This window comes from Idiomarina ramblicola, from assembly GCF_003987255.1.
In the GTDB taxonomy this organism is placed as follows: Bacteria; Pseudomonadota; Gammaproteobacteria; order Enterobacterales; family Alteromonadaceae; genus Idiomarina; species Idiomarina ramblicola.
Genome location: NZ_PIQC01000009.1, coordinates 93,040 through 107,655, shown reverse-complemented (window position 1 = coordinate 107,655; position 14,616 = coordinate 93,040). Strand labels below are relative to the sequence as shown.

Below are 14,616 nucleotides of genomic sequence, written 5' to 3'. Positions count from 1 at the left end.
TCTCTGTTACTTCTCGAATGGCTTATCGCATTCCTGAACCTGCCATGGCAGGCCATACTTGTTCAGGCACTCCATGAATTCATCCGGGTCAAACTGTTCCATATTCCAAACGCCGGGCTTCATCCATTTACCTTGCAACATCAAAGACGCACCAATCATTGCCGGCACGCCGGTGGTATAGGATACCGCTTGAGCACCCACTTCTTTGTTGGTTTCGGCGTGGTCAGTGTTGTTGTAAACGAAGATGGTTTTTTCCTGACCGTCTTTTACACCAGTGACATAAGTACCGATACAGGTTTTTCCGGTGTAACCTTCTGCCAAAGAACCCGGGTTAGGTAGTACGGCTTTCAAAAACTCCAGCGGTACAATCTTTTTACCGTCAAACTCAACGGGCTGAATAGAGGTCATTCCAACGTTTTCAAGTACACGTAAGTGAGTCAGGTACTCGTCGCCAAAAGTCATCCAGAAGCGTGCGCGTTTAATGGTCGGGAAATGCTTAACCAGCGACTCAAGCTCTTCGTGGAACAACAAGTAAGATGGACGCACGCCGACGTTAGGGTAGTCCAGATCCTTGCGAACACTGATAGGATCCGTTTCGTGCCATTCGCCGTTTTCCCAGTACTTTCCTTTTTGGGTAATTTCGCGAATGTTAATTTCCGGATTGAAGTTCGTCGCAAATGCCTGACCGTGGTCACCGCCGTTGCAGTCAACAATGTCCAGGTAATGCACTTCGTCAAAATAATGCTTAGCGGCATAGGCGGTAAAGACGTTGGTTACACCCGGGTCGAAACCGGCTCCCAACAACGCCATTAAACCTTTTTCTTTAAAGCGTTCCTGATAAGCCCACTGCCACGAGTATTCAAATTTGGCTTCGTCTTTTGGTTCGTAGTTTGCGGTATCCAGATAATGCACGCCGGTTTCCAGGCAAGCGTCCATGATAGGTAAGTCCTGATACGGAAGTGCGACGTTAATAACCAACGAGGGGTTAATGCCACGGATGAGTTCAGCGACTTCGGCTGAGTCATCGGCATCCACTTGATAAACGCCGACAACGCGGTCTTTACCGGCCTTTTCCTGCAGCGCCTGGCACTTGGACAGGGTGCGGCTGGCCAGGTGAATTTCAGAAAATACTTCAGGTAAGCCTGCGCATTTTTGTACGACTACGCCAGCAACACCGCCGGCACCTATAATTAAAACTTTAGACATGAATGCTATCCTTCACAGAAATCTTTAAACCAATAAAGTTGCTGCGAAAGATAGCATATTTTTACGAAATCATCATTCAGAAGCGTTGCTTTGTGCAGCCTCTGAATTCATACCTAAATGCTGGTGTAAGAAAGCCCAGTTTTCGGCATGCTCTTCAATGCGCATCCAGGTTGGTGTGCCTGCGCCATGCCCGGCACGAGTTTCTACGTTTAACAATATGGGCTGGTCACAACTTTGGTCTCGTTGTAATGCGGCTGCAAACTTATAGCTGTGCCATGGAACCACACGATTGTCATGATCACCGGTAGTGATAAGGGTGGGCGGATAGCAGGTACCGCTTTCGGTATTGTGAACTGGCGAGTATGCATACAAGGTTTTAAAGTCTTCTTTATTTTCGCTCAGGCCAAACTCACTGCTCCAGCCGCGCGCGTTGGCACTTGGCAGGTGATAACGAAGCATATCCAGTACGCCGACCGCCGGGAGCGCGGCGGCAAAAAGTTCCGGCCGCTGTGTCATGGTGGCGCCAACAAGCAACCCGCCGTTACTGCGTCCCTGAATAGCCAGTTTGTCTTTATTGGTGTAATTGTTGTTTATTAGCCACTCGGCTGCGGCAATAAAGTCATCAAAGACGTTTTGCTTGTTCTCTTTCGTACCTTGCTGATGCCATTGCTCGCCAAACTCACCACCACCTCGCAGGTTGGGAATAGCGAGAACGCCGCCCATTTCCAGCCAGATAACACGAGTTGTATCGTAGTCTGGGGTAATAGAAATATTGAAGCCACCGTAGCCGTACAACAGCGTTGGATTTTGACCGTTAAGCTCAATGTCTTTGTGATGCACTAAAAACATAGGAACCTCGGTGCCATCGGCGCTGTTATACACCACTTGCTCAGTGGTGTACTGGTCTAAATTGGCGGGGACTCTGGTTTCATACCATAGGGTTGTACGTTGTTGTTCGGGTTGATAACGGTACACTTTGCCTGGCTCGGTAAAGCCTTTAAAGGTAAAGAATGTATCGGGTGCCTTGCTGCTTCCGTTAAAGCCATCGATAGAGCCAATACCTGGTAGCGCAAGCTCCTGCAGCATGGTGCCCTCAATATCAAATATTGCCACTCGAGAGCGGGCTGATTGCAAGTAATGAGCAAACAGCTGTCCGTCTACGGCGTTCACCTCTTTTAACGTGTGGGTTTTAGCAGCGATGACTTCTTGCCAGTTATCAGCTGCCGGCTGTTTGGGATCAACAGCAATAACACGACCGGTTGAGGCGTCATTGGTTGTCTTAAAATACAGCAGGTCTTTGTGGCTGGTGACATATTCATAATGAGCGTCCCAACCCGTGAACAAACCTTTAAACGCTGCTTTTTCTTGTGCTAACGGACGAATATAGACGGCATTGGCGTCATAGCCTTTGAACACATCAATTAACAGGTATTGGCCATCGTCTGATATTTGCGCGTAGGGGTTCCAGTCTGGCTTATTATCAAAGGCGAAGACGAGCTCGTCGTCACTTTGCTCTGTACCAAGTTTGTGGAAGTAGACGCTGACCGGTTTTGAGTCATTGAACGTTCCGTCTTCATTCTGAGGATAGCGGCTGTAATAAAAGCCGCGTTCATTAGGTAACCAAGCGACTTCGGTAAATTTAACCCCTTCAATTACGTCGCTGGTGTCTGTTCCCGACTGAATGTGACGGACTTTTATTTCCGTCCAGTCGCTACCGGCGTCCGAGGTGGCGTAGGCAACGTACTGAGCCTTGGGGGATACATTAATTCGGGCTAACGAAACCGTTCCGTCATCACTGAAGGTATTGGGGTTAATCAGCACATCGGGTGCGCTGTTTAAGTCCTTCATGGTGTAAAGAATGGACTGGTTTTGTAAGCCGTCGTTAGAGAAGTAAAAGTAGCGGTCAGCGTAACGAAAGGGTGTGCTGACTTTTTCATAATTCCAAAGCGCGGTCATGCGATCTTTAATGTCGGTAAACGCCGGAAGCTTCTGTAATGACGGCGTTGACAACTGATTTTGTGCATCTACCCACTTCCCGACTTCTTCGTTATCCTGCTCTAACCAACGGTAAGGGTCGTCAACTTGAGTGCCGTGATAGTTATCTTGTTGATCGACAGTTTTTGTTTCTGGATAAGGACCGTCCGGTTGTTCTTCTTCTTTTTCAAATGAGCTACAGGCGCTCAACACCAACACAGCTGAACAAGCAATAAAAGCTGAATAACGAGTCATGATAGGTTTTCCTGTTTAAGTTCTGTGTTGATCATAAGAACTTGCTGATAAAACAACAAGCGACATTAGCGCAGCGAGTCCACTTCTTTACAGAGATTTTCATTTGCCTGCTGCTTCGATAGTCCACCCCAGTATTGGCCGAGTTGCTTAAGTTTGATGTCCGGCCGACAAAGTATGGCAGTGAGAGGGTGGTCGTTGTGCTGCCAGTAAAACCATTGTGCCAGGGCAAAATGTGCGGCATCGAAAGGAACAATTTTAGCGCAATACGCTTTAATGATATCAGCCCTGATATCGGCGAGCTCTTCAGTTAAGTTTAGCGCCTCTTTACCTTTCGACAACCATTGCAATTGTAGCTCGCCCCATGCATTAAATTGCTGGTATCGGCTATTAGTTGACGGGATACAGGAGCAAACATAGATAGCAGCCGAGCGGGCTGATACGCTATCGATACGACTGCTGAAACGCCAGGGAAAGTAACTGTTTTTTTGCCAAAACTGATCCAACTGAGGTGACCAGGCAAAGCTGGTTCCAAGCATTTGGTAATGGTGGTTTTTGGCCCATTGCAAAATATCAGTCAGTAGTTGTGAGCCTGTTCCGCGGCGTCGTTTATCTGTTGATACGGCAATACGCGCGACTCTAAGCCAACACAAATCCATAGCCCAGTCCTGCTGCAGGAAATAGCCAATAGCCTGCGGTAATAAATTGCCCTTTGGTCGTCGTCGGCCCAATTTAATTTCTTGTTTTAGTGGTGAATTGACAGGACCTTCGCTCATGAGCCAGGCAACCGCAATAACTTTGCCACGCTCACATCGGTAGGCGAGTTTATGTGCTGGTTCAGTGAGTAGCAGGTTAAGATCGTTCGGGCTGCTTTGATAGTGTGCATTGAGCAACAGTTGGAAACATTGTTGTAGCAAGCTCTCTTCAAGTTCAGAGGCGTGTTGAATAAAAGTACCGGTTACGCAATTTGAAGAGACAGTGACTGCTCGCTCATCTAATAGAAACGTTTTCGCTAACCATTGCTCTAGTGGATCATTGACCGGCCAGCGTAACGGCTGTGTTAGTTGGTGAATATGTACCTCGGGTAGGGTACTTCTGGCCCAGTCGGTAAAGTGAACAGCAAAACCACGGCCACATCCTTCATAGCCGGCAACGGTTGTCGCAAGTAGCCAGGGAGTAAACTTTTGGCATAGCTTTTCGGTTGCCCATAGCGGTAAGCCCGCCGCTTCATCAATAATTAATTGAGTATCTGGGTTATCCGGCTGCTCTAATAGTTTGTCCCAGGCAACGAATCTGGCCTGTGGCGCTTGTTGTAGCAAAACCTTGGCGTTGGCCTTTCGTGGTGCCGTTACAATGATAGAACGTTGCTCTTTAGCCTTGGCAAGCGCCCGGCCCAGCAAGGTGCTTTTCCCCCGGCCGCGTTCAGCTGTGATGATGTGTGTTGTCGGTTCTGTCGTCGTATCCTGCGCGGTCTCATCCAGTATCTGTAAAATGGTCTGTTGATCATCGGTAAGATACCGTGTTCGAGCCGATGCCGCTGTCTCTATCAGCATTGTCGCAGAGCTGTTGTTGGCATTATCGCGATAAAACTTAGCCGCACAACGCGTCATACGCTGGCTCATCGGATTGTCTTCAACAGGAAGTAAGATGGACAACAGACCACTTGCTGTTACGGTTCCGCAGAGCGCGGCAATGGCGTCTGCGTGCAAACCGTCACTGCAATCTATAAAAACTTGTTCAAATTCGTGTCCCAGGTAATCGCGGTAACGTGAAAGCGCTGCATCAGCGTGTTTATCTTTATCTGACAAATAGATAGAAAGGCTGGGGCGAGCCTGGCAGTGTTGCTGCCAAAGGCTCGCGTCATGCAGCAGTTCAAGTTTTCTGTAACCGCTGCGTTGTGACATGCTAGAAAATAGAGATTGCGAAGAATTTCGTGAGCACCGTATTAATAAATACTGCTGCCAATATCAGTGGAATAAAGGTGCAAATGGATAAACGCACATACTTAGCCAATAGTGTATCCGGATATCCCGGGTTGCCCTCGGCAAGCTCAGCATCCAGGTTTTTACGGCGCCAGTGGAAGCTGACAAATAAGCAAATTAGCAAGCCATTCAGTGGCAAAATAGTATCGTAGAAAACGTCATAAATAACGTCGAAAACTGACTTAGATGTGTCTGCGTAGAAAGTAAACTCAGTAAATGCGGGAACAAAGCCAAAAGAAGTGGCGGCAATAAGTGTTAAGACAGTGACCGCTATTCCCATAATCAGCAGCGCTTTTTTACGGCTGATCTTGGCTTGCTCAATAACCGCTGCGGTCGGCACTTCAAGAATTGAAACCAATGAAGTAATGGCTGCAATAAAGGTCAGAAGAAAGAAGACCGTCGCAGCAATACTCGCTCCTACATAACCGACAACGCCCTCAAGCGCGATGAAAATTTGCGGGAAAAACGAGAAGATCATACTTACGGAGGAATCACTTAATGCGTCGGGGTCAGTATTCGGGTTAATGGCGAATATTGCCGGCAGCGTCATTAAACCTGCAGTAAAGGCCACTGCGGTGTCCGTTAATGCTACCAGTTTACCCGAAGTGACAATGTCGTCACGGCGGCTAAAGTAAGAGCCATAAGTAATCAAAATACCCATACCCAGAGAAAGCGAGAAGAAGGCTTGTGCTAATGCACCGTTGATGACTGAGCCATCAATTTTTGAAAAGTCGGGAACCAAATAAAACTCAAGTCCCAATACGGCGTTGTCCAGAGAAAGGACAAAAATAACCAGCAGAATGAGCATGATAAATAAGGCTGGCATGAGGAACTTAGCGGCTTTTTCTATGCCCTGTCGAACGCCACCAATCAAAATCACGTTAATAATGATTGTGACGGCGACAAGAAAGCCAACAAAACCGTAATCGTTAACGAACTGAGAAAAATACTCCGGGTTGGCAAGCATATCGAGGTTACCGATGATGGAATGCCACAGGTAACCAAATATCCAGACCGTAATGACCATGTAGAAGACGGCGATCATGAACGGTGTAATAACCGCCAGTAAACCGGCAAAGTGCCACCCTTTGTTATTTGGCGATAAGGCTTTATAGGAGCCCAGTGGACTCTTTTGAGCGCGGCGGCCCAGGCCCATCTCGGCAAGCATGACCGGTATACAGATAAAAGCAACGAACAAAGCGTAGATAATCAAAAACGCACCGCCGCCGTTTTTGGTAGCCGCAACCGGGAAGCCAACCAGGTTGCCAATGCCGACAGCCGAACCTGCTGCCGCTAATATAAAGCCAATCTTAGAGCTAAATTGATCGCGTTGTTCGCTCATTCTGAACCTTCTTTTCTCGTTATTGTTTTAACGCTTTTTAAGCGCTGCCGTTCAGCAAATTCCAGCAATCCTAGCAAGGCCGCAATTTAACGGCAAGCGGCGAATCAGTGATTGTGCGGCAGAATGCGGGAAATCCGGTTTAAACACAAAATTTATTTTAACATCCATTACAATTGTAATATTGGAATTTGTTAGAAATCAGATAACCTTTTTGTAACTCAGTTTTAACACGCTGGTAAATACAGGGAATTTAGCTCTCTGGAACAGATTGGCGTCTTTTTACCAGCGTGTTTCCCTTTACTGAACGCCCCCATTGCTGCATTTCAAAAAGTCTCGAAACACAACGTCTGAAAGGAAAAGCAAGTTGCTTGGCCTGATAAAGTCTGTCGATGTCGGTCTCTGCCGTCATGATTAGGAGGCATTTACGGTCATAGCATTCATCGACTAATGCAATAAAACGGCGGGCTTCGTTATCCAGCTTACTGACACTAATGTCTTGGTGTTCGCGCTGATAGGCTTCTTCAACTCCGTGCAGCAGTTCTTTATCGGGTAAATAAGTGAAGGCAGGAATGCCGTGTACTGCAATGGCGGAATACTCATCTGCCAGTTCCATGTAGTCGCGCTGGCTTCTTGGGCCAGAGCAAAGTGCCATGAAGTCAAAGCCGATAACGTTATCGTTTCGCCATAAGCAATGAATCTGCCGATTCATAACGGTCGTAGAAGATGCAGGGACTGTGTCTCCAAACTGCTTTTCGACTGCCGAGCGTAGCTGTTTCCGGTCACCTTGCTTAAGATAATAGGGGAGGTTCGTATTTTTCAGACGCCGATAGTCGATACCCAGACCTAAGTCCAGGCACTCGCACTCTTCGTTCAGCAAGTCTATCGTGGGTTCAAATCGATGACGAGCCAGGCCGCCTTTATAGAGTTCACTGGGTGGTGCATTGGAGGTTGTTACTAAGCTGACACCACGTTGAAATAAACCTTCCCAAAGTCGCGCTAAGATCATCGCATCGCCGATGTCTTCAACAAAAAACTCATCAAGACAGATAACTGAATAGAGTTGCGCCCAGGAGTTAGCTATTGCCTGCATGGGGTCGGTTGCCCCTTGATGCTCATTAAGTTCTTGATGGATCCTGGCCATAAAATGGTGGTAATGCAGCCGTATCGCCCCAGTTTTTGGCAGGTGTTGATAGAAAATGTCCATTAACAAGGTTTTCCCTCGACCGACTGGACCAAAGAGATAAAGGCTGTCTGGTCGGTTGCCTGAGGCAAGCGAGTCTAACCGCTGTTGTAAAGCTTTAACGGCACGCAGTTGGTGCGCATCGGGTTGTAATTGTCCGGATTGGAGCCGTTGATTATAGCTTTCTTGCATGAGTTAATTATCGCGAAAAGGTATGATAAAAAAAAGCCGGCTGAGGAAGCCGGCCAAAGTTGCTAGTGAACAGCCATTAATACATAGTACTGTAAAGCTTTCTACGGTAGGTTGCTGCCAGAGGATCACCGTCAGGCAAAGAGTTGATAATGTCGAGTGCGTATTTTTTTGCATCGGTAAAATTCACGTCTTTATTTAATACGGTGAAAACCAACTGCAATGCTTCTTCGTCACGGTGCGCTTCGTGAAATTTAAGCGCCAGTTGCAGTTTCAAAGCCAAATCGTCAGGTTGATTGTCTACCTGCTCCTGTAATGCTCTTAGTTCAGGTGAATCAGCAGCATCTTCTGCTAATTCGAGTTTTCCTTTGATGCGTTGATAATCACCATCGTGTTCCACCATGGGAATTTTAGCGACCAACTCCCTGGCCTGATCGAGTCGGCCTGCATCTACTGCTGCTTCGGCTAAAAGCTTCAGAGCCTGCATATTGTTGCTATCAAGATCATAGGCCTGTTTAGCCAGAGTATAGGCTTGATTGGCATCACCTTCACCCATTGCAACTTGCGCTTGCTGAATCAGGTCATCTGATGGGCTGGGCAGGTGTTTATCGAGAATTTCCCGAATTTCACCTTCGGTTTTAACTCCGCCAAAACTGTCGACGGGCTGACCGTCTTTGAAAAAGGCTACGGTAGGCAAACTGCGAATACCAAACTGCGCAGCCAACTCTTGTTGCTCGTCACAGTTGATTTTGGCCAGAATGACTTGGTTACTGTATTGCGAAGCCAGTTTTTCAAGCACAGGCATCAGTTGTTTGCAGGGCTCACACCAGTCTGCCCAAAAATCGATAATAACCAGTTTTTCTTTTGAACCTTCCAACAAAACCTGTTGGAAGTTTTGCAAGTCAACGTTAACGATATTGGATTCGGACATTAGCTGTGTGTGCTCCTGTTATTGCTGATTTATTTTGATTGCCGTTACCAAGGATATGCAGACACGAGTTGGGAATTTCAATGGCTAATGACTAAACCACGATAAGATTTTGTCTTTAAGCTTGCTGTAAGGGGGGTAGCGCAAGGCAACATCGAAACGGAAGCTACGTTTCATTACCGGTTTCAAATGGCTCAATGTATCAAAGCCCCATTTACCATGATAACGACCCATACCGCTGTGACCGACGCCGCCAAAAGGCAGTTCGTCATTGAGCATAAACATCAAGGTATCGTTGTAACACACATTGCCTGCAGACACTTGCTGGGTGAATAAATCAAGCAACCGCTGATTGTTGCTAAATACATACAGCGCAAGTGGTTTGGGATGATGCTGAATTTTCTCAATGGCATCTGCTGCGGATTTAATCGTTAGAACGGGAAGTATCGGGCCAAAAATTTCTTCTTGCATCAGTGCGCTATTGTCGCTGACTCCGTCAACGATTGTGGGTGCAAGATAGTGCTCATCTTTTTCAGAGTCGCCGCCAATAACCACGTTTTCCTGCTCCAGCATTTGGGTGAGGCGCTGCCAGTGATCCTGGTGAATGATCCTGCCATAACAATCGCTGTGCCGAGGATTGTCCCCATAAAAGTTGATTAATTCCTGCTTCATTGCCGTAATCAACGACTCTTTAATACTGTCTTCTGCCAAAACGTAGTCGGGAGCAATGCAGGTCTGCCCGGCATTGAGAAACTTACCCCAGACGATACGGCGAGCAGCTACCTGAATTGGTGCGTCGGCTAAAACCACTGCCGGACTTTTACCACCCAGTTCGAGTGTAACCGGTGTCAAATTTTCAGCGGCAGCCGATAGTATGGCTTTTGCCGCTTTTTCACCGCCCGTATAAAAAATATGGTCGAAGGGGAGTGCGGTAAGCTGCTGAGATTCCGTGACGGCTCCTGTCACTATTTTTATTGCCGAATTATCCAGGTAGTCGGGTAATTGGCGTGATAGTAAGTCTGCTGTTGCCGCTGCATGTTCAGAAGGTTTTATTACAGCGCAGTTGCCTGCTGCAATGGCGGCAACTAAAGGGGCCAGAAGTAACTGTAAAGGGTAGTTCCACGCACCTAAAATCAGCACAATACCCAACGGCTCAGGCACTAGCTGGCTTTTCGCCGGCCATGCCAGTAAAGGATTACCAACTTTGCGAGGTTTGCTCCACTTTGGCAGAGCTTTAATTGTTTGTTTAATATCGCTTTGGAGGAACTGTAATTCAGTTAACCGCGCTTCGCTAGGGTGTTTGTTGAGATCAGACTTTAGAGCTTGCAGTAAAGACTTTTCGTTTTCTGTAAGAAAGCGCTGAAGTTGTTTAAGCTGATTTAAACGCCATGACAGCGGGCGAGTGAGCCCGCTGTCATAATGGCTTTTTAACGCTTGAAGTGTACTTTCAAACGGATTCATCCAAGTCCGCCAAGCGTTACAGTTTTCAATTCAAGGTATTCGTCGATACCATATTTAGAACCTTCCCGACCAAGTCCGGACTCTTTAATTCCGCCAAATGGATTGTAGGCGTGTGAAATTCCACCGGTGTTAACACCGACCATGCCGTATTCAAGCGCCTCACTAACGCGGAAAATGCGTGCAGTATCTTTGGCTGCGAAATAAGAGGCTAATCCGAACGGTGTGTTGTTGGCTTTTTCTATACCTTCTTCTTCGCTTTCAAAGGTATTGATAGCTACCACCGGTCCAAAAATTTCCTCTTCACTGATATCCATTTCTTCAGTGACTCCAGTCAATACTGTCGGAGCGTAGAACAAATCGCCCAGTTCCGTCATAACCGAGCCGCCTGTTTCTATGGTAGCGCCGTCCGATTTAGCGGAAAGAACCAAACGTTGAATTTTATCAACGGCATCCTGATCAATCAGAGGGCCTAAATCGACATTGTCTTCAGTGCCGGGGCCCACCTTCAAGGCTTTAACCTTACTGACAACGGCATCGGTAAATTTTTCGGCTATAGACTGTTGCACCAGTATTCTGTTCGCGGAAACGCAAGTTTGGCCGCCATTACGGAATTTGCAGGCAATAAGCTGCTCCGCCGCTTGTTCGATGTCCGCATCATCAAAAACGATGAAAGGTGCATTGCCCCCAAGCTCTAACGATAGCTTGGTGATGTGCTCTGCACACTGTTGCATTAAAATTTTGCCAACCCCGGTTGAACCCGTGAATGACAACTTACGAACCGTGGGTGAGGTCGCTAAGCGCTTACCTACCGACTTCGCGTCGCTGGTGGGGATAATATTGATGACCCCATCGGGAATACCCACTTCGCTGGCCAGTTGTGCCAGTGCCAGGCTGGATAAAGGGGTTAGCTGAGGCGGCTTGACCACGATAGTACAGCCTGCTGCTAAGGCCGGTGCGATTTTGCGGGTGATCATGGCGTTGGGGAAGTTCCACGGAGTAATGGCTGCACAGACACCCACGGGCTCTTTGGTTACCATGACGCGTTTACTGCTGTCGGTGTTAGGCAGTATGTCGCCGTCGATGCGTTCTGCTTCACCGGCAAACCAATCGACAAAGCTGGCGCCGTATTCTACTTCACCAACCGCTTCTGCGACGGGCTTACCTTGCTCAGCACTCATTAATTCGCCTAGCGCCTGCTTGTTCTCCATCATGGCTTCGTACCATTTACGCAGCAGTAATGCGCGTTCGCGGGCGGTTTTCTTACGCCAGCTTTTCAAAGCCGTTTCAGCAACATTGATAGCACGTTGCGTTAGCTCCTCGTCGGCGTCAGCAACTTCGGCTAATACCTCGCCGGTTGCCGGATTGGTAACTGAAAAACGCTTGTCTGTAGGAACCCAGTGACCTTCGATAAAGCAATCTTTCTTCGTCAACGATGACATAGAATGTGCTGACATAATGCCTCCAAATTTGAAAAACTCTCTAATAATGTAGGCAATATAAAGAGAAATGGTTCAACTTTTTCGATGATTTTGACAGAAATTGATGTGTTTGGTGAAAAAAAGCGCAAATACATTGCGTTCCTGGTAAAAAAACGTATAATCCGCCGTTCCTCAAGGAACACCGCATAACTGATGAGGCAGCGGTCACCCTTGATTCGTGGGGTTGCAGCGCCTGATTCCAGTCCAGACAGTTCAGAGACTGAATACTGATTCCTGTTGCCGGGCCATAACCCCTTTTTTGTTGTGTTTGCCAATGGGCAAACGGGAATAAAGTGAGACAAATATGTCAAATACCCAAACGGGCGTGTCGTTTAACGACATGGCCTTACCTAGTGCTGTGCTTGAACAATTAAACGCAATGCAGTTTTTAACACCTACTCCTATCCAGCTGCAGGCTATTCCTGCGTTGCTTGACGGTCAGGATGTATTGGGTGAAGCCCAGACAGGTACCGGTAAAACAGCCGCTTTTGGTTTACCAGCGTTGGCAAAAATAGACGCATCAGTTAAGCAAACTCAGGTATTAGTAGTAACGCCAACTCGTGAGCTGGCTATTCAGGTTGCTGAAGCGCTTGAAGGCTTTGCTGCAAAAATGCGTGGTGTTGGTGTCGCAACGGTATACGGTGGTGCGCCATTTGGACCTCAGGTTAAAGCCCTGAAGCAGGGAACCGCCATTGTTGTTGGTACCCCAGGTCGTCTTATCGACTTATTAAATAAAAACGTTCTGCAACTGGACGGTTTAAAAGTCGGTGTTCTGGATGAAGCTGATGAAATGCTGAACATGGGTTTCATTGAAGACATCGAAACCATTTTGAAAGCGGTGCCGAGTACAGCCCAACGTGCCTTATTTTCAGCAACTATGCCGAATGCCATCCGCAAGCTGGCAAAAACCTTCCTGAAAGATCCGCTGAACATTCAGATTGAAGCTGTTGCGCGCGAAAAGGCGACGATTAAGCAAAAAGCATGGAAAGTTCAGGGCATGACGAAAATGACGGCTTTGACTCGGTTGTTAGAAGTGACTCCGTATCAGCGCGCATTGATTTTCGTACGTACCCGTCAGGATACGATGGATGTAGCTGAGTTATTGCAACGTAATGGCTTTAAAGCGGCGCCATTAAGCGGTGATTTGAACCAGGCTCAGCGTGAGCAAACAGTGAGTCAGTTACGTAGTGGGCACATTGAAATTCTGGTAGGAACTGACGTAGTTGCTCGCGGCTTAGACGTTCCTGAAATTACGCACGTTATTAACTATGACTTACCCAGCGATACTGAATCTTATGTTCACCGTATTGGTCGTACTGGTCGCGCCGGTCGTTCAGGTGAAGCGATTTTGTTCTTCCGGGCAAAAGAGCGTCATTTGTTGCGTCATTATGAGCGTTTAACCAATGCACCGGTTGAGTTCTTTGATGTGCCAAACGCTAACGAACTGAGCAAGTATCGTCAGCAGCAGTTATTAGAAAAGCTGCAGGCATCATTGGTACCAGAAACTGCGAGTGCTGATAAGCCTAAGCTTGAGAAGTTGTTAGGGCAGTGGCTTGAGCAGTCTGAGTTGAGTGCTGAAGAAATCGCATTAGCGTTATTGGCTCAGCACAATGAACAGCGTCCGTTGTTCCTGAAAGAAGATCGCCCCGTACGTGAAGCTCGCAACGAGCGTCCTGGTCGAAATGAACGCAGTGAGCGTGGTGATAAGCGCAAACCTCGTGCAGAGCGCACAACAAGTCGCGCCGCAGACGTAGATTTTGAAACCTACAAAATTCAGGTAGGCCGCGAGCATGGTGCTCGTCCGGGTGACATCGTTGGTGCTATTGCGAACGAAGCCTCAATGGACAGCAAGTACATTGGCCAAATTCAGTTGTTTGATAATCACTCTTTAGTGCAACTACCAAAAGGTATGCCAAAAGATATTATGCACGTACTGAAAAAAGCCCGTGTGCGTCAGCAGCCAATGGGTCTTGAGCTAAGTGATGAGCAAGTTAAACGCGCGCCACGCCCACCGCGTGACCGTGATGCTCGTGGCGGGCCTAAGCGCAACTCCGGTAAAGGTGCTGCGCGCCGCTTTAATTAATTAGTGGCTCTTAACTCGGCCGGATGATCAACCGTGATCATCTGGTCGATGTCATATCCCCATTCATGAGCCTTAGCTAAGGCGTAATCGATATCTGCCTGAGAAACATCAGGGCTTCTCGATAAAAACCAGAAGTACTCGTGCGAATCACTGGTGACTATAGCCTGCTGATAATTTTCATCTAACCAACTGACGTAATAGCCTCCATAGAATGGCCAGAAGAACGTGACCCGATAAGCGGCTTCCATATTTTCAACTGGCTCAGCACGGCCAATAGCGGTTTGCCACTCTTCATTTTCGGCATGATAACCGCGGTTTGTCACCTCTAACGTACCATCACCGTTTAGGCGGTATTCTGCTGTTACACTGTGCAGGCCTTCTTCAAAACTGTGCGGCATACGGGCAATTTCATACCATTTACCTAAGTAGCGTTTTGCCTCAAAGTCTTCGACAACGTCGGCTACTGGCGTTGGCTGTGAGTTACAGGCACTCAGCAGCGCGGTAAAAAGTAGTGGGATTATCCATTTGTTCATTATTCGTC

The 14,616-nt window shown here is 47.6% G+C and carries 10 protein-coding genes and 1 pseudogene; 1 reads left to right on the top strand and 10 read right to left on the bottom strand.

Annotated elements, in window-relative coordinates; all coding sequences use genetic code 11:
• Positions 1-6 precede the first annotated feature (6 nt).
• The 9 genes and pseudogenes from CWI78_RS11980 to CWI78_RS11945 all read right to left on the bottom strand — a co-directional run bounded on the left by CWI78_RS11980 (position 7) and on the right by CWI78_RS11945 (position 11,953).
• Positions 7-1,206, bottom strand: a complete 1,200-nt coding sequence (locus CWI78_RS11980; RefSeq protein ID WP_126783030.1) for a saccharopine dehydrogenase family protein — start codon at positions 1,204-1,206, stop codon at positions 7-9.
• Positions 1,207-1,278: 72 nt separating this feature from the next.
• A complete protein-coding gene (locus CWI78_RS11975) occupies positions 1,279-3,435 on the bottom strand; it encodes a prolyl oligopeptidase family serine peptidase (protein WP_126783029.1) in 2,157 nt (718 codons plus the stop codon).
• A 65-nt stretch (positions 3,436-3,500) separates the two neighbouring features.
• Entirely contained in the window at positions 3,501-5,336 is a 1,836-nt protein-coding gene (locus CWI78_RS11970) for a tRNA(Met) cytidine acetyltransferase TmcA domain-containing protein (RefSeq protein WP_126783028.1), read from the bottom strand.
• Position 5,337: 1 nt separating this feature from the next.
• The gene (locus tag CWI78_RS11965) at positions 5,338-6,756 is read right to left on the bottom strand and encodes a sodium-dependent transporter (protein ID WP_126783027.1); all 1,419 of its coding nucleotides are present in this window, start codon (positions 6,754-6,756) and stop codon (positions 5,338-5,340) included.
• A 250-nt stretch (positions 6,757-7,006) separates the two neighbouring features.
• Complete coding sequence (gene zapE, locus CWI78_RS11960; protein ID WP_126783026.1) at positions 7,007-8,128, bottom strand: cell division protein ZapE; 1,122 nt, start codon at positions 8,126-8,128, stop codon at positions 7,007-7,009.
• A 76-nt stretch (positions 8,129-8,204) separates the two neighbouring features.
• Complete coding sequence (locus CWI78_RS13015) at positions 8,205-8,726, bottom strand: tetratricopeptide repeat protein (protein ID WP_338067622.1); 522 nt, start codon at positions 8,724-8,726, stop codon at positions 8,205-8,207.
• Positions 8,727-8,738: 12 nt separating this feature from the next.
• A pseudogene (gene trxA / locus CWI78_RS13010) lies at positions 8,739-9,059 on the bottom strand (thioredoxin); the annotation flags it as partial.
• Positions 9,060-9,140: 81 nt separating this feature from the next.
• The gene (locus tag CWI78_RS11950) at positions 9,141-10,514 is read right to left on the bottom strand and encodes an aldehyde dehydrogenase family protein (RefSeq protein ID WP_126783024.1); all 1,374 of its coding nucleotides are present in this window, start codon (positions 10,512-10,514) and stop codon (positions 9,141-9,143) included.
• Positions 10,511-11,953, bottom strand: a complete 1,443-nt coding sequence (locus CWI78_RS11945) for an NAD-dependent succinate-semialdehyde dehydrogenase (protein ID WP_126783062.1) — start codon at positions 11,951-11,953, stop codon at positions 10,511-10,513. The genes CWI78_RS11950 and CWI78_RS11945 overlap by 4 nt, the downstream gene beginning before the upstream one ends.
• Before the next feature lie 343 nt (positions 11,954-12,296).
• Here CWI78_RS11945 and CWI78_RS11940 point away from each other — a divergent pair, with 343 nt between their 5' ends.
• Entirely contained in the window at positions 12,297-14,075 is a 1,779-nt protein-coding gene (locus CWI78_RS11940) for a DEAD/DEAH box helicase (RefSeq protein WP_126783023.1), read from the top strand.
• Here the strand turns inward: CWI78_RS11940 and CWI78_RS11935 are convergent.
• Positions 14,072-14,608, bottom strand: a complete 537-nt coding sequence (locus tag CWI78_RS11935; RefSeq protein ID WP_126783022.1) for a lipocalin family protein — start codon at positions 14,606-14,608, stop codon at positions 14,072-14,074. The two genes, CWI78_RS11940 and CWI78_RS11935, sit on opposite strands and share 4 nt — an antisense overlap.
• Positions 14,609-14,616 lie beyond the last annotated feature (8 nt).